This window comes from Streptomyces sp. NBC_01384, assembly GCF_045040035.1.
In the GTDB taxonomy this organism is placed as follows: domain Bacteria; phylum Actinomycetota; class Actinomycetes; order Streptomycetales; family Streptomycetaceae; genus Streptomyces.
Genome location: NZ_CP109559.1, coordinates 8,562,797 through 8,578,505 on the forward strand (window position 1 = coordinate 8,562,797; position 15,709 = coordinate 8,578,505).

Below are 15,709 nucleotides of genomic sequence, written 5' to 3' on the forward strand. Positions count from 1 at the left end.
CCAGTTCACTTCTTCCGGAGGGTTCGGTAGGCGGCCACGAGAGCGGCGGTGGAGGGATCGAGGCCGGGCACGTCCGCGCCTTCGGTGAGCGCGGGCTCGACACGCTTGGCGAGCACCTTGCCGAGCTCGACTCCCCACTGGTCGAAGGAGTCGATGTTCCAGATCGCGCCCTGGACGAACACCTTGTGCTCGTACAGGGCGATGAGCTGGCCGAGCACCGACGGAGTCAGCTCGCGCGCGAGGATCGTCGTCGTCGGGTGGTTGCCCTTGAACGTCTTGTGCGGCACCAGCTCCTCGGGCACTCCCTCGGCGCGCACCTCGTCCGGCGTCTTGCCGAAGGCCAGGGCCTGGGTCTGCGCGAAGAAGTTCGCCATCAGCAGGTCGTGCTGGGCGGCGAGTCCGGGCTCCAGCTCGTCGACAGGGTTGGCGAAGCCGATGAAGTCCGCCGGGATCACCTTCGTGCCCTGGTGGATGAGCTGGTAGTAGGCGTGCTGCCCGTTGGTGCCGGGCGTGCCCCACACCACCGGACCGGTCTGCCACTCCACCGGGTCGCCGTCGCGGTCCACGGACTTGCCGTTGGACTCCATGTCCAGCTGCTGCAGGTACGCGGTGAACTTGGACAGGTAGTGCGAGTACGGCAGTACGGCGTGCGACTGGGCGTCGAAGAAGTTGCCGTACCAGACGCCCAGCAGGCCGAGCAGCAAAGGCGCGTTGGCCTCGGCGGGAGCGGTGCGGAAGTGCTCGTCGACGATCCTGAACCCGTCGAGCAGCTCCCGGAACCGGTCCGGGCCGATCGCGATCATCAGGGACAGGCCGATCGCCGAGTCGAAGGAGTAGCGTCCGCCGACCCAGTCCCAGAACCCGAACATGTTGGCCGTGTCGATACCGAAGTCCGACACCTTCCCGGCGTTCGTCGACAGCGCGACGAAGTGCTTGGCCACGGCCTTTTCGTCACTATCGAGCCCGGCAAGGAGCCAGGTCCGCGCCGAGGTGGCGTTGGTGATCGTCTCGATGGTGGTGAACGTCTTCGAGGCGATGATGAACAGCGTCTCGGCCGGGTCGAGGTCGCGGACGGCCTCGTGCAGATCGGCGCCGTCCACGTTCGACACGAACCGGACGGTCAGCGAGCGGTCGGTGAAGGCGCGCAGTGCCTCGTACGCCATCGCCGGGCCGAGGTCGGAGCCGCCGATGCCGATGTTCACGACGTTCTTGATGCGCTTGCCGGTGTGGCCGGTCCACTCGCCCGAACGGACGCGCTCGGAGAAGTCCGCCATCCTGTCGAGGACGGCGTGCACGCCGGGGACGACGTTCTCGCCGTCGACCTCGATCACCGCGTCGCGCGGGGCGCGCAGCGCGGTGTGCAGCACGGCCCGGTCCTCGGTGACGTTGATCTTCTCGCCACGGAACATGGCGTCCCGCAGGCCGAACACGTCGGTGGCGGTGGCCAGTTCCTGGAGCAGGGCGAGGGTCTCGTCCGTGATCAGGTGCTTGGAGTAGTCGATGCGCAGATCGCCGACCCGTACGACGTAGCGCTCCGCGCGGGCGGGGTCGGCGGCGAACAGCTCACGCAGCCGCGGATGGAGCAGACCGCCCGCGCGGTGGTTCGCCAGGGCCACCCACTCCGGGCGCCGCGTGAGCTTGGGGGAGTCAGACATGACTGGGGGTCTCCTTGGTGCCCTCGCCCCGCAGGGCGATGGCGTACATCTCGTCCGCGTCGAGGCGGCGCAGCTCCTCGGAGATCAGCTCGGAAGTGCTGCGCACCTTCAGGGCGAGGGTGCGGGAGGGCTGCCCGGGCAGGGACAGGGTGGCGAGCGGGCCCTCGGGGCGGTCGATCACGATCTCGCCGTTCTCGGTGCCGAGCCGCACGGCCGTGACCACCGGACCGGCGGTGACGACGCGCTCGACCGGCACTTCGAGCCGGGCGCCCAGCCAGCGGGCGAGCAGTTCGGCGCTCGGGTTGTCGGCCTCGCTCTCGACGGCGGCCGAGATCACCTTCGTACGGGCCTGGTCCAGCGCGGCGGCCAGCATCGAGCGCCACGGCGTCAGCCGCGTCCACGCCAGGTCGGTGTCGCCCGGCGCGTAGGAGTTGACGCGGGCCTCCAGGGCCGTGAGCGGCGTCTCGACGGCATACATGTCGGTGATCCTGCGCTGGGCGAGGGCGCCCAGCGGGTCCTTGGCGGGCACCTCGGGGGCGTCCACCGGCCACCAGACCACGACGGGCGCGTCCGGCAGCAGCAGCGGCAGGACCACGGAGTCGGCGTGGTCGGACACCTCTCCGTAGGTCCGCAGCACGACGGTCTCACCGGCGCCGGAGTCGGCGCCCACCCGCACCTCGGCGTCGAGGCGCGAGTTGGTGCGGTCGCGCGGGGTGCGGGCATGCCGCTTGATGACGACCAGGGTGCGCGAGGGGTGCTCGCGCGAGGCCTCCTCGGCGGCCTTGATCGAGTCGTAGGCGTTCTCTTCGTCGGTGACGATGACCATCGTCAGGACCATGCCCACGGCGGGGGTGCCGATGGCGCGGCGCCCCTGCACGAGCGCCTTGTTGATCTTGCTTGCCGTGGTGTCGGTCAGGTCGATCTTCATGGCCTGCGCCAGCTCCGTCCGTCTCGTGCGAGCATCTCGTCGGCTTCCTTCGGACCCCAGCTGCCCGAGGGGTACTGCGCGGGCTTGCCATGGGTCTCCCAGTAGTCCTCGATCGGGTCGAGGATCTTCCAGGACTCTTCCACCTCCTGGTGACGGGGGAAGAGATTGGCGTCGCCGAGCAGGACATCCAGGATCAGCCGTTCGTACGCCTCAGGGCTGGACTCCGTGAACGACTCGCCGTAGGCGAAGTCCATCGTGACGTCCCGGATCTCCATCGACGTACCCGGGACCTTCGATCCGAAGCGCACCGTCATGCCCTCGTCGGGCTGGACGCGGATGACGATCGCGTTCTGACCGAGCTCCTCGGTGGCGGTCGAGTCGAACGGGGAGTGCGGGGCGCGCTGGAAGACCACCGCGATCTCCGTCACCCGCCGGCCCAGGCGCTTGCCGGTGCGGAGGTAGAAGGGGACGCCCGCCCAGCGGCGGTTGTCGACCTCCAGCTTGACGGCCGCGTAGGTGTCGGTCGTCGACTTCGGGTCGATGCCGTCCTCCTGCAGATAGCCGGGTACCTTCTCGCCGCCCTGCCAGCCCGTCGCGTACTGGCCGCGCACGGTGTGCTCGCCCAGGCTCTCCGGCAGCTTCACCGACTTGAGGACCTTGAGCTTCTCGGTCAGCAGCGACTCGGCGTCGAAGGCGATCGGCTCCTCCATGGCGGTCAGCGCCATCAGCTGGAGCAGGTGGTTCTGGATCACGTCACGGGCCGAACCGATGCCGTCGTAGTAGCCCGCGCGGCCGCCGATGCCGATGTCCTCGGCCATGGTGATCTGGACGTGGTCGACGTACGACCGGTTCCAGATCGGCTCGTACATCTGGTTGGCGAAGCGCAGCGCCAGGATGTTCTGGACGGTCTCCTTGCCGAGGTAGTGGTCGATGCGGAAGACCTGCTCGGGGTCGAACACGTCGTGCACGAGTGCGTTCAGCTCCCGCGCGCTGTCCAGGTCGTGCCCGAACGGCTTCTCGATCACCGCGCGCCGCCAGGAACCCTCCGGCGGGGTCGCGAGCCCGTGCTTCTTGAGCTGCTGGACGACCTTCGGGAAGAACTTCGGCGGTACGGAGAGGTAGAAGGCGTAGTTGCCGCTGGTGCCCCGGGAGGCGTCCAGCTCGTCGACGGCCTCGCGCAGCTGCTTGAACGCCGTGTCGTCGTCGAAGTCGCCGGGGATGAACCGCATGCCCTCGGCGAGCTGCTGCCAGACCTCCTCACGGAACTCCGTCCGCGCGTGCTCGCGCACCGAGTCGTGCACGATCTGCGCGAAGTCCTCGTCCTCCCAGTCGCGCCGGGCGAACCCGAGGAGCGAGAAGCCCGGCGGGAGCAGGCCGCGGTTGGCGAGGTCGTAGATGGCCGGCATCAGCTTCTTGCGGGACAGGTCACCGGTGACGCCGAAGATGACGAGGCCGGAGGGGCCCGCGATACGGGGGAGACGGCGGTCACGGGGGTCACGGAGCGGGTTGGTCCACTCCGCGGCAGCGGCGCCCCGCGCGTCGTCGGCCTTCTTGCTGTCGGCCTTCGTGTCTTCGGCCGTCGTGCTCCCGGCCTTCACACCGCCCGGTTCCACGGCCGTGTCACCAGATCCCTCCGTCGTGGCGGCCGCATCCTGCGGGGCACCGTCGGCAAGCGCCTCACTCTTGGTCATTCCCCCTCAACTCCCTTGCTGCTCAGCGAGGTCGCGACGGCGTCGAGCAGATCGCCCCAGGCCGCCTCGAACTTCGAGACGCCTTCGTCCTCCAGCCGGCCCACGACCTCGTCGTACGAGATCCCGAGCCCCTCGACGGCCGCCAGGTCGGCGCGAGCCTGGTCATAACCGCCGGTCACCGCGTCGCCGTGGATGTCACCGTGGTTGGCGGTGGCGTTGAGCGTCGCCTCCGGCATGGTGTTGACCGTGCCCGGCGCGACCAGCTCGTCGACGTACAGCGTGTCCTTGTACGCGGGGTCCTTGACGCCCGTCGAGGCCCACAGGGGGCGCTGCTTGTTGGCGCCGGCCGGGGCGAGCGCGGCCCAGCGGGCGGAGGCGAACACCTCTTCGTACGCCTCGTAGGCGAGGCGGGCGTTGGCGAGCGCCGCCTTGCCCTTGAGGGCGAGGGCCTCGTCCGTGCCGACCTTCGCCAGCCGCTTGTCGATCTCGCTGTCGACGCGGGAGACGAAGAAGGAGGCGACGGAGTGGATGGTGGCGAGGTCGATCCCGGCGGCCTTGGCCTTCTCCAGGCCGGCCAGGTAGGCGTCCATCACCTCGCGGTAGCGCTCCAGCGAGAAGATCAGCGTGACGTTGACGCTGATGCCGAGGCCGATGACCTCGGTGATGGCCGGCAGACCGGCCTTCGTCGCCGGAATCTTGATCATCACGTTCGGGCGGTCCACCAGCCAGGCGAGCTGTTTGGCCTCGGCGATGGTCGCCGCGGTCTCGTGGGCCAGCCGCGGGTCGACCTCGATGGAGACCCGCCCGTCCCGGCCGCCGGTCGCGTCGTACACCGGGCGCAGGATGTCGGCGGCGGCGCGGACGTCGGCCGTGGTCATCATCCGGACGGCCTCGTCGACCGTCACGCCGCGCGCGGCCAGATCGGCGAGCTGCTCCTCGTACCCCTCGCCCGAGCCGATGGCGGCCTGGAAGATGGAGGGGTTGGTGGTGACGCCCACCACGTGCTTGGTGGCGATGAGTTCGGCGAGGTTGCCGGACGCGATCCGCTTGCGTGAGAGGTCGTCCAGCCAGATGGAGACGCCTTCGTCGGAGAGGCGCTTCAGGGTTACCGCGGTCGCGGTTGCTTCGGTCACAGTGATCATCTTCCTTCGTGCGATCGGATCAACCGCGGGCGGCGGTGAGGGATTCCCGCGCGGTGGCGGCGACGTTCTCGGCGGTGAAGCCGAACTCGGCGAACAGGGTCTTGGCATCGGCGGAGGCGCCGAAGTGCTCGAGCGAAACGATGCGCCCTGCGTCACCTATGTACCGGTACCAAGTCAGACCGATGCCTGCCTCGACCGCCACGCGGGCCTTCACGGACGGCGCAAGGACGCTCGCGCGGTACTCCGGGGACTGCTCCTCGAACCACTCCACGGACGGCATCGACACCACCCGGGTGCCGATCCCCTCGGCCTCCAGCAGCTCACGCGCCTCGACGGCGAGGTGCACCTCGGAGCCGGTGGCGATCAGGATGAGGTCCGGCGTCTCGGTGGAGGAGTCACGCAGTACGTAACCACCCTTGGCCGCATCGGAGTTGGCCTCGTAGGTGGGCACGCCCTGCCGGGTCAGTGCCAGACCGTGCGGGGCCGGGTTCGTGGCGTGCCGCTTGAGGATCTCGGCCCAGGCGATCGCCGTCTCGTTGGCGTCGGCCGGGCGGACGATGTTCAGGCCGGGGATGGCGCGCAGCGAGGCCAGGTGCTCGACCGGCTGGTGCGTCGGACCGTCCTCGCCGAGGCCGATGGAGTCGTGCGTCCACACGTACGTGACCGGGAGCTGCATCAGCGCGGACAGGCGTACGGCGTTGCGCATGTAGTCCGAGAAGACCAGGAAGGTGCCGCCGTAGATACGGGTGTTGCCGTGCAGCGCGATGCCGTTCATCTCCGCGGCCATGGAGTGCTCGCGGATACCGAAGTGGACGGTACGGCCGTAGGGGTCGGCCTCCGGCAGCGGGTTGCCCTTCGGCAGGAACGAGGACGTCTTGTCGATGGTCGTGTTGTTCGAGCCGGCCAGGTCGGCGGAGCCGCCCCACAGCTCGGGGATGACCGCGCCGAGCGCCTGCAGCACCTTGCCGGAGGCGGCACGGGTCGCGACGGACGTGCCTGCCTCGAAGGCCGGCAGCTTCTCCTCCCAGCCCTCGGGGAGCTGGCCGGCCACGATCCGGTCGAAGAGCCCCGCGCGCTCGGGCTGCGCGGTGCGCCACTCGGCGATCCGCTTGTCCCAGGCGGCGTGCGCCTCGGCGCCCCGGTCGAGTGCCTCACGGGCGTGGGCCAGTACGGCGGCGTCGACCTGGAAGCTCTGCTCGGGGTCGAAGCCGAGGACCCGCTTGGTGGCGGCGATCTCGTCGGCGCCGAGCGCGGAGCCGTGGGAGGCCTCGGTGTTCTGCGCGTTCGGCGCGGGCCAGGCGATGATCGTGCGCATCGCGATGATCGAGGGGCGCCCGCTCTCGGCCTGCGCCGCCTTCAGCGCCGTGTACAGCGCGCGGACGTCGATGTCGCCGTCGGCCGAGGGCTCGATCCGCTGCACATGCCAGCCGTACGCCTCGTACCGCTTCAGCACGTCCTCGGAGAAGGCGGTCGCGGTGTCACCCTCGATGGAGATGTGGTTGTCGTCGTAGACGAAGACCAGGTTGCCGAGCTTCTGATGGCCCGCGAGGGAGGAGGCCTCGGCGGAGATGCCCTCCTCCAGGTCGCCGTCCGAGACGATGCCCCAGATGGTGTGGTCGAAGGGCGACTCACCCTCCGGCGCCCGGGGGTCGAACAGACCGCGCTCGTAACGGGCGGCCATCGCCATGCCCACCGCGTTCGCGACACCCTGGCCCAGCGGACCGGTGGTCGTCTCGACGCCCGCGGTGTGCCCGTACTCGGGGTGACCCGGCGTCTTCGAACCGTGCGTACGGAACGCCTTCAGATCCTCCAGCTCCAGCTCGTAACCGGAGAGGAACAGCTGGGTGTAAAGGGTCAGCGAGGTGTGACCGGGAGAGAGGACGAACCGGTCACGGCCGGTCCACTCCGGGTCGGCGGGGTCGTGCCGCATCACCTTCTGAAAGATCGTGTACGCGGCCGGGGCCAGACTCATCGCGGTACCCGGGTGGCCGTTTCCGACCTTCTGTACAGCGTCAGCGGCCAGGATGCGGGCGGTATCGACGGCTCGCCGGTCGAGCTCGGTCCATTCGAAGCCGTCGAGGCTCTGCGTACTCATCTTCAAGAAGTCCTCACTGGACGTGGAATCGCTGGTGGAACGCGTTCAAACCTAAAAGTCTGACTTTTGCCGGGGAAGGTGCCCGTGTGTCAGCCTTCGGTGAAAGTGGGACACGCAGTGCTGGAGCGAGCCGACGCGAGAGGGACATGGCAGACAGAACCACCCAAGGCGGTACCGGGGGCGAAGGCGGGACCCGGGACGGGATCAGGACCTTCCCCTTCCCGGTCGATCTGAGCCTGTCCGGCGTCGGTATGCAGGTCGGCGCGATGGGGACCGGACGTACCTGGCACGTGGACGGCCCGCTGGAACGCGTGCACAGCATCGACTTCCACATCGTGATGCTCTTTCGCGAGGGCCCCGTCAGGCACATGGTCGACTTCGCCGAGTACGAGGTCTCCGCGGGCGACATCCTCTGGATCCGCCCCGGCCAGGTCCACCGCTTCTCCCGCACCGACCGCTATCGCGGCACCGTCCTGATCATGCAGCCCGGCTTCCTGCCCCGCGCGACCGTCGAGGCGACCGGCCTCTACCGCTACGACCAGCCGCCACTGCTGCGCCCCGACGCCGCCCAGCTGGCCGCCCTGGAGCACGCGCTCACCCAGCTGGAACGCGAGTACGTCGACACGACCACGCTGCCGCTCAGCCTGCACACCGCGGTGCTGCGGCACTCCCTCACCGCGTTCCTGCTCCGCCTCGCCCACCTCGCGGCCAGCTCCGCCGAGGCGGCCCACGAGCAGACCGACACCACCTTCACCCGCTTCCGGGACGCGGTAGAGAAGGGCTTCGCCACCAACCACAGCGTCAGCGCGTACGCCGACGCGCTCGGCTACTCCCGCCGCACCCTGGTCCGCGCGGTGCGCGCGGCCACCGGCGAGACCCCGAAGGGCTTCATCGACAAACGGGTGATCCTGGAGGCCAAGCGGCTGCTGGCCCACACGGAGATGCCCATCGGCCGCATCGGCGTCGCCGTGGGCTTCCCGGACTCGGCGAACTTCTCCAAGTTCTTCCACCAGCACACGGGGACGAGTCCGGTGTTGTTCCGGGCGGAATTGCGGTGAAGCGGCGCTGAGGAAGCTGAAGCGGTGCCGGTGCTGAGGAAAAGGGGCGGGCCCGCGGGCCCGCCCCTTCGTCGCTTGTCGATCGGTTCTTCTGCCGGCGGCCGAAGTCAGTGGCCGAAGTCGAACCAGTTGACGTTCACGAAGTCGGCCGGCTGGCCGCTGGTGAAGGTCAGATAGACGTCGTGGGTGCCCGTGACACCGCTGATGTTGGCCGGGACCGTCCGCCAGCTCTGCCAGCCGCCGGTGTTGCCCACCGCGAAACTGCCGATGGGTGTGCTCGTAAGGCTGTCGAGACGCACCTCGACCAGACCGCTGACCCCGCTCGCCGCACCGCTCGCGATCCGGCCGTAGAACTGCGTGGCCGCCGTGGAGCCGAAATTGACGCCCTTGTAGAGCGCCCAGTCGCCGTTCGCGAGGGAGCCGATGTCCTGGCCGCCGCCGGTGTCCGTGGTGGTCTCGGTGCTGGTGCCCGACTGGCTGTCGTACGACTCGGCCTGGAGGGCGCTGTAGGCGTCACGGTTGCCGGTCGGTGGCGGTGTGGTACCGCTCCCACTGGCCTGCAGCACCTGGACGTAGTCCACGACCAGCGGGTGGCCGGGCTCGGTACCGCTGTCCGGACCCCCGCCGAACGCGTCGGGGAAACCGCCGCCCATCGCCACGTTCAGGATGACGAAGTAGCCGTGGTTGGTGGCGTTCGCCCAGGTGGTCGCGTCGACCTGATTCGCCTTGACCGTGTGGAAGTTGACGCCGTCGAGGTAGAAGCGGACCTCCTCGGGGCTCGTGGAGCGGTCCCACTCCATCGCGTACGTGTGGAAGCCGGCCTGACAGGTGGTGCCGGCGCACGGGGTGTTCCCGCCGATGCCGGTGGTCTCGTTGCACGGGCCGCCCGGGTTGGTGCCGCAGTGCATCGTGGCCCAGTCGGTGTTGACGCCCTGGACGTTCTCCATGACGTCCAGCTCGCCGACGCTCGGCCAGTTCTGGTAGTTGCCGCGGTAGGGCGCGCCCAGCATCCAGAAGGCGGGCCAGTAGCCCTTGGCGGCGGCGCCGGTCACGTTCGGCATCTGGATCCGTGCTTCGACGCGCAGTTTGCCGCCGGCGGGCGGCTGGAAGTCGGTGCGGGTGGTCTCGATGCGGCCCGAGGTCCAGTTGCCGGAGGCGTCCCGGCGCGGGGTGATCAGCAGGTTGCCGTTGCCGTCGAGCGCCACGTTGTTGGTGCTGGAGGTCATCGTCTCGACCTCGCCGGTGCCCCAGTTGGCGGCGCCGCCCGGGTAGCTGGTGCCGGTGTCGTACTGCCAGTTGGCGGTGTTGACGCCGGAGCCGGCGGAGCCGTTGAAGTCGTCGACGAAGACCTGGGACCAGCCGGAGGGGGGCGTGGGCGCGGACGCGTTCGCGGGGAGGACTGCGGCCACCGCCAGGGTCAGCGTGCCGACCGCGGCGAGGATGATGCGCCGCAGGGGGCCGCGTCTGACAGGTGTGCCGGAGGTTTCACTCATGAATGCCTCTTCGGTACGGAGTGGGGGTGCGCGGGTACTGCTGAGAGCGCTCTCACGCAAGGTGCGCGGCCAATGTGCTCGCTGTCACTCCGACCGTCAAGAGGTAAAGCCGAGAAACTCCCTTCCCTGTGGGGGAGTTCAGGCAATGAAGAGTGGGATGCGCGGCGCCTAGAGGGCGCTCCCCGCCTTCCAGTCCGCCCAGGACAGGTTCCAGCCGTTGAGGCCGTTGGACGGCTCGACCGTCTTCTCGCCCGAGTTCTTGACGATGACGACGTCGCCGAGCATCGAGCTCGCGTAGAACTTGTAGCCGGGGACGGAGCCGTCGTTCGCGCCCTTGGCGTCGTGCAGGCCGACGCAGCCGTGGCTGGTGTTGGTGGAGCCGAAGACCGAGGTCGAGGCCCAGTAGTTGCCGTGGATGAAGGTGCCGGAGGTGGTCAGGCGCTGGGCGTGCGGCACGTCCGAGATGTCGTACTCGTCGCCGAGCCCGACGGTCGAGGACTCCATCCGGGTCTGCTTGAACCGCTCGCTGATCACCATGATCCCGGACCAGGTGGTGTGGTCGGCGTCGCCGCCGCTCACCGGGTAGGTGGCGAGGGTGGAACCGTCGCGCTCGACGGTCATGGTCTTCTTCGCCAGGTCGACGGTACTGACCTGGCGGCGGCCTATGTGGAAGGTGACGTCCTTGGACTGCGTGCCGTAGACCCCGTCCGTGCCCTCGACGTCCTTCAGGCGCAGGCTCAGCGTGATTTTCGTGCCCGCGGCCCAGTACTCCTCGGGCCGGAAGTCGAGCCGGGTGTCGCTGAACCAGTGGCCGACCACCTCGACCGCGGGCTCCGTCGTCACCGTGATCGCCTTTTCGACGGCGGCCCGGTCCTTGACGGCTTCGGTGAAGTTGATCGACACGGGCATGCCGACACCGGAGGTCGAATTCGCCTCGGGCGTGAAATAGCCCACGAAGGTGTCCGAGGGCTGCTTGGTGACGAAGCTCGCGCTCTGCGCGGCGGCTCCCTTCGGCGTGGCCGTGACCGTGTATTTGGTGCCCGAGTAAGGGTTTTTCGTGGACGTCCATTTCGTACGGGCGTCATTGAAGGATCCGGCCAGGGTGGAGCCGTCGTTTCCGCTGACCTCGACGCTCGCGAGCGTGCCGTCGCTGACGGTGACCTCAACCGGGCTCGTGAAGCCTGCCTTCTTCGTGCCGTCGGCCGGGGTGACGGTCACGGTCGGGGTCTTGACCTCGGCTTTCGTGCTCGCGCCCGCCGTCGCACCCGCCTTCGCGCCCGTTCCCTCCGAGGCGTCCGCCGAGCCGCTGCATCCCGCGAGGATGCCCACGGCCGGTACGGCGCCGAGGGCGACCAGCACCCCGCGCCGCGACCAGGCCTGCCGTTCGGACGGGCTCGTCGCCTGCCGCTCGGACCGGTTCGCCGTCCGCCGCTCGGACCGGTTCGAATTGTTCGCGAAGCCCACGGCACGCCTTTCCTGGATGACCACCACGACTGCTGGTGCATCCTGCGCCGCGTTCCTGGGGTGATTCTTTGAAACCCGGGGCCGCCGTCTGAGATTTACGTGAAGACGGCCTGAGAATCGGCCTGAAGGAACGGCGTACGGCCATGTGTGAGGCCGAGCCGACCTTCAACTTCAACGCGCTCCTCGCGCTCGGCGCGTCCGGTTACGGCGGCGCGGAGGTGGGCGAGGTGCGCACCGTCGTGAACACGATCAACAAGTCCGGCCTCTCCGCGGAGCCTCAGGCACCCGGCTCGGTCCGGGTCTGCGGCCGCCACCCCAGCGCCCGGGAGATCCCCCGCGCCGCCAGTCGTACCGCCGGGATCAACGCCGGCACCTGGGCGTCGTGCCGGGGGACCACCACGGACACCGCCGCGGCCACCGTCCCGCCCGCGCCGCGCACCGCGGCGGCCACCGAGAGGGCGTCGTCGGTGACCTGACGGCTGCTCACCGCAACGCCGGTGCGGCGGACTTCGGCGAGTGCGCGGCGCAGAGGGGCGTCGTCGGTGATGTGACGGTTCTTCTACCGGTCCTTTACCGGCCGCCCACCACATCGACGAAGACCGGGTTCGCGTAGAACCACGTGTCGACCCATGGGTCACCGTTTCCGGGCACGTGCGGGATCGGGCCGTGCGGGTCGATCGAGGCACCGAGGTAGCCCGTACCGTTGCGGTTGCCGTCGCTGCCGCGCAGCCGGACGTAGAAGGACTCGTCCCCGGCGACCAGCGGGATGCGCAGGGTGTACGTGCCCTTGCGGCCGCTGACGTCCACCGTGCGGACGACCTTGGTGTCGGGCGCGCGCCAGTCGTCACGGTCGGCGGCCGGGCCGCGCACCGCGCCGCAGATCACGTCGACGTGCGCCAACTCCGGCAGGATCCCCTGGGGGTTGGCGCGCGAGGCGGACGTCACCGTGACCGACAGGGTGAGCTTCTCGCCCTTGCGGACGCGGATCCGGCCGCCCATGGTCACGCCCGGACCGTGGTCGCAGTCCCGCTTCACCCGGACGTCGAGACCGTCGAGCAGATGCCCGTGGTCGAGCCAGACGCGGCCCGCGCGCAGGCCCGCCATCACGGCGCGGTAGCCGTAGCGGGTGACGCCCACGTGGGTGCGGCTGAACTGGCCGGGCCAGAAGTCGCCGCCCGGCTGCTGGGCGTCGGTGTTCACCGGGTCGGGAATGTGCCCGGTGTTGTCGAAGTTCTGCCCGGGCGCCCAGTCGCCGTTCTTCCAGGTGTCGAAGACGACGCGGTGCACATCGGAGTTGGTGGTGATCGTGAACAGCTTGCCCTCGGCGAGCATCGCGTCCCACATGCCGCCGACGGTCGCCGTCATCCAGTCGAAGCCGCCGTACAGGACGTACGCGTTCTCCGGGTAGCCGGCGAAGGAGTTCTCGGACGGCTTGTTGGTGTACTCGCCGCGCTGCTGCCCCGAGCCGACCCAGCCGGGGATGCCACCGCCCTGGGCGCCGGGCGCGCCCTCCATGCCGATCATGACCTCGGGCGCCGCGTCCCGCCAGCCCCGTATCTCGTGCGGGGAGTCGATGCCCAGGCGCGTGGGGTGGTTGGCGAGGACGAGCACGTCGTCGACGTATCCGGTGCGGCGCTGCTCGGCGAGCCACTGGATGGCCTTGACCGCGTGGGCCTCGTTGCGGGCCGTGTCGGGGTTGGTGGGAGAGCCCGCCGTATAGCCCAACAGCTTTCCGTCGTAGGCGAGTTCGAACTGCGTGAGCAGGTCCACCTCGTGCGGGCCCGGCGCCGCGAAGACCGTGGCGTGCTCGGCGCCGGGGATGTACCACTCCAGACCCTGGAAGATCAGCTGACGCGGGTTCTCGGCACGCGCCTTCAGGATCTCCTCGTGCTCCAGCTGGGCGCCGTAGTGGGCGTGCCCGAAATTGGAGTGCTCGTTGAAGACCATCCAGTCCAGGCCGTACTTCGCGCTCGCCTGGGCGAGTTGGGAGAACGTGTACTTCGCGTCGTGGCTGTACACGGAGTGGATGTGGTGGTCGCCGACGAGATAGGCGAGGCGCGGGTCGTCGCCGCCGAAGCGTCCTGACGAGGCCGCCGCGGGAGTGGCGAGCGAGCCCGTCGCGAAGGCCGCCCCGAACAGGCCGGCGCTGCGCAGCAGCCCGCGCCGTGACATGCCCTGCGGATCGAGAGAGTCGGGGGAGACGGACGGGTCGGCCCAGGCGGGCAGTTGCTGCTCGGTCATGGTCGTGTGTGTCCCTCGGGTCAGTGGTTCATGAACTGCGAGACGGACAGGGCCCGTTCGACGATGCGTACATCGCCGAGGCGTCCGTGCAGAATCTGGTCGATCCTGCCCGCGTACTCGTAGCCGCCGAGCAGCCAGGGCAGCCCGAGCGAGGTCAGGCCGACCGCGACGGTGTGCGGATTGCGGGCGACCGGGCAGCCCTGGACGTACATCGTGGTGTGCGAGCCGTCGTTGACGACGGCGACATGCCACCACTGCTCCCGTGCCGTCTCGTCACCCCAGTTGGTGACGATGCCCTGCTGGTTGAGCGGCCGGACGGCCCACTGCGGGCCGGGCCCGTCGGAGAGCGAGAGCGTGGCGAGCGGCTCGTCGGGGTCGTCCGCGGTCTTGCCCGCGCCGCCGCCCGTGCCGGTACGGCTGATGAGTGAGCCCCAGGCGTTGTGCGAGGCGTCCCAGTCGGCGGGGAGCTGGTAGAAGGACTCGATGGTGTAACCGCGCTGGAAGGTCGCCGAGTTGAGGGGCGCGCCGTCGATCGTGCGCAGATACGCGCCCTTCAGTGGAGGCTTGCCGCCCTGGAAGACGAGGCTGCCGTGGCCCGGCTGGTCCGGGTGGTGGGCGGACGACCAGGTGAGGGCGCCGTCGCCGACCTTGACCGCTGTCAGGTCGTTGCCGTGCCCGGACAGATCACGGAACGTGCCCTCGGCCGCCGTACCGTCGTCGTGTCCGTCGAAGCGCCAGTACGCGACCGTGCCGCGCACGAGCATCTCCGAAGCGGGCCGGGACGGGCGCGGCGGCACCGGCGCGAAGCCCGAGAAGCGCTCCTCGAAGTCGACGGCGACCGAGAACCGGTCGGCGTCCCCGCTGAGTTCGATCTCCTGCCGCTCCAGCTCGTTGAGCCCCTTGGCCGCCCGGCCCAGGATCCACGGCGAGATGGTCTCGACGTCGATGGTGTTGCGGTCGAGGTCGAAGCGGTAGAGGCGGATCATCGCCGCACCGCCGTAGTAACGGTTCTGGTAGTTCGTCAGATGGAGGTGGACGTCGTTGCCGGCCGCGTTGGTGCGGGTGGCGCGGGCGGCGGGCCAGTAGTGCCCGTTCAGGGTCAGGAAGATCTGGTCGTGGTCGTGGACCAGCTGGTCCCAGAGCTGCTGCCCGTACGAGGAGAGGGTGTCGTCGTCGACGACCAGCTCGTGCGTGGTGAGGATGACGGGCGTCCTGGGGTGCTGGGCCATGACGTCCTTCGCCCATGCGTACCCCTTCGCCGACAGGCGCCAGTCCAGCGCGAGGACGAGCCACTCCATGCCTGCCGCCCGGAACAGGTGGAAGGTGTTGTAGCCGTCCGGCGAGGCGCCGCCGAAGGTGCGCTTGCTCTGGAAGCGCTGCGGGCCGAAGACGTCCAGGTACGGGGTCGCGCCCCGCTGGTCGTTCGTGGAGGACCTGATGTCGTGGTTGCCCGCGAGCACGCTGTAGCCGACGCCACGCCGGTCGAGCAGCTCGAACGCCTTGCCCGCGGCCGCGAATTCGGCCTGCGCGCCGTTCTCCGTGATGTCGCCCAGGTGCGAGAGGAAGACGATGTTCTCGTCCTTCGCGTGCTCCAGGAGGTAGCGCAGCGAGGCCTCGATCGGCGTGGGGTTGATGCTCGGGCCGTCGAAGAGGTACTGGGTGTCGGGCATGACGGCGAGCGTGAAGCGACGGCTGTCGGAGTCGGGCCGCCAGCTTGCCTCACGCGTCGCCGCCCGGGCCGTGGCGGGCAGCGCCACCGTCGTGGTGGCCGCCGCGCCGATCAGGGCCGTGGCCCGCAGGAAGTTGCGTCTGCCGGCGCCGGCCTGCTCGGTCTCCGTCGCCTGGTCATGCGAAGTACACACGTCTGCTCCATGAAGGTGCGAAATGGTCAGGTCAGTGAGGAGGTCGAGTCGGGTCGGACACGTGGGACAAGCGGAGCCAC

10 protein-coding genes and 1 pseudogene are annotated in these 15,709 nt (G+C 69.4%); 1 reads left to right on the forward strand and 10 read right to left on the reverse strand.

The window, feature by feature from the left end; genetic code table 11:
- Window positions 1-5 precede the first annotated feature (5 nt).
- From pgi to tkt, 5 genes are read right to left on the reverse strand one after another with little or no spacing between them, the layout of a single operon-like run.
- Window positions 6-1,655, reverse strand: a complete 1,650-nt coding sequence (pgi, locus tag OG747_RS39365; protein ID WP_405884120.1) for a glucose-6-phosphate isomerase — start codon at window positions 1,653-1,655, stop codon at window positions 6-8.
- Window positions 1,648-2,583, reverse strand: a complete 936-nt coding sequence (gene opcA / locus OG747_RS39370) for a glucose-6-phosphate dehydrogenase assembly protein OpcA (protein ID WP_405884122.1) — start codon at window positions 2,581-2,583, stop codon at window positions 1,648-1,650. The genes pgi and opcA overlap by 8 nt, the downstream gene beginning before the upstream one ends.
- Entirely contained in the window at window positions 2,580-4,274 is a 1,695-nt protein-coding gene (gene zwf, locus OG747_RS39375; RefSeq protein WP_405884123.1) for a glucose-6-phosphate dehydrogenase, read from the reverse strand. Before zwf ends, opcA begins: the two co-directional genes overlap by 4 nt.
- Window positions 4,271-5,416: a transaldolase gene (gene tal, locus OG747_RS39380; RefSeq protein ID WP_405884124.1), complete on the reverse strand. Its 1,146-nt coding sequence runs from the start codon at window positions 5,414-5,416 to the stop codon at window positions 4,271-4,273. Before tal ends, zwf begins: the two co-directional genes overlap by 4 nt.
- 19 nt (window positions 5,417-5,435) lie before the next feature.
- Window positions 5,436-7,511, reverse strand: coding sequence for a transketolase (gene tkt / locus OG747_RS39385; protein ID WP_405884125.1), 2,076 nt, complete (start codon window positions 7,509-7,511; stop codon window positions 5,436-5,438).
- Window positions 7,512-7,657: 146 nt separating this feature from the next.
- Here tkt and OG747_RS39390 point away from each other — a divergent pair, with 146 nt between their 5' ends.
- Complete coding sequence (locus OG747_RS39390) at window positions 7,658-8,569, forward strand: AraC family transcriptional regulator (RefSeq protein WP_405884126.1); 912 nt, start codon at window positions 7,658-7,660, stop codon at window positions 8,567-8,569.
- Between the two features lie 107 nt (window positions 8,570-8,676).
- On the opposite strand, the gene OG747_RS39395 is transcribed toward OG747_RS39390, so the two are convergent.
- The 5 genes and pseudogenes from OG747_RS39395 to OG747_RS39415 all read right to left on the reverse strand — a co-directional run bounded on the left by OG747_RS39395 (window position 8,677) and on the right by OG747_RS39415 (window position 15,629).
- On the reverse strand, window positions 8,677-10,062 hold the full coding sequence (locus tag OG747_RS39395; RefSeq protein WP_405884127.1) for a glycoside hydrolase family 16 protein: 1,386 nt from the start codon (window positions 10,060-10,062) through the stop codon (window positions 8,677-8,679).
- Window positions 10,063-10,230: 168 nt separating this feature from the next.
- Window positions 10,231-11,526, reverse strand: a complete 1,296-nt coding sequence (locus OG747_RS39400) for an Ig-like domain-containing protein (protein ID WP_405884128.1) — start codon at window positions 11,524-11,526, stop codon at window positions 10,231-10,233.
- 277 nt (window positions 11,527-11,803) lie between these two features.
- Window positions 11,804-12,073, reverse strand: a pseudogene (locus OG747_RS39405) (IclR family transcriptional regulator C-terminal domain-containing protein); the annotation flags it as partial.
- A gap of 23 nt (window positions 12,074-12,096) precedes the next feature.
- Window positions 12,097-13,767, reverse strand: a complete 1,671-nt coding sequence (locus OG747_RS39410) for a histidinol-phosphatase (protein WP_405884129.1) — start codon at window positions 13,765-13,767, stop codon at window positions 12,097-12,099.
- 20 nt (window positions 13,768-13,787) lie between these two features.
- A complete protein-coding gene (locus OG747_RS39415) occupies window positions 13,788-15,629 on the reverse strand; it encodes a LamG-like jellyroll fold domain-containing protein (protein ID WP_405884130.1) in 1,842 nt (613 codons plus the stop codon).
- Window positions 15,630-15,709: the final 80 nt, after the last annotated feature.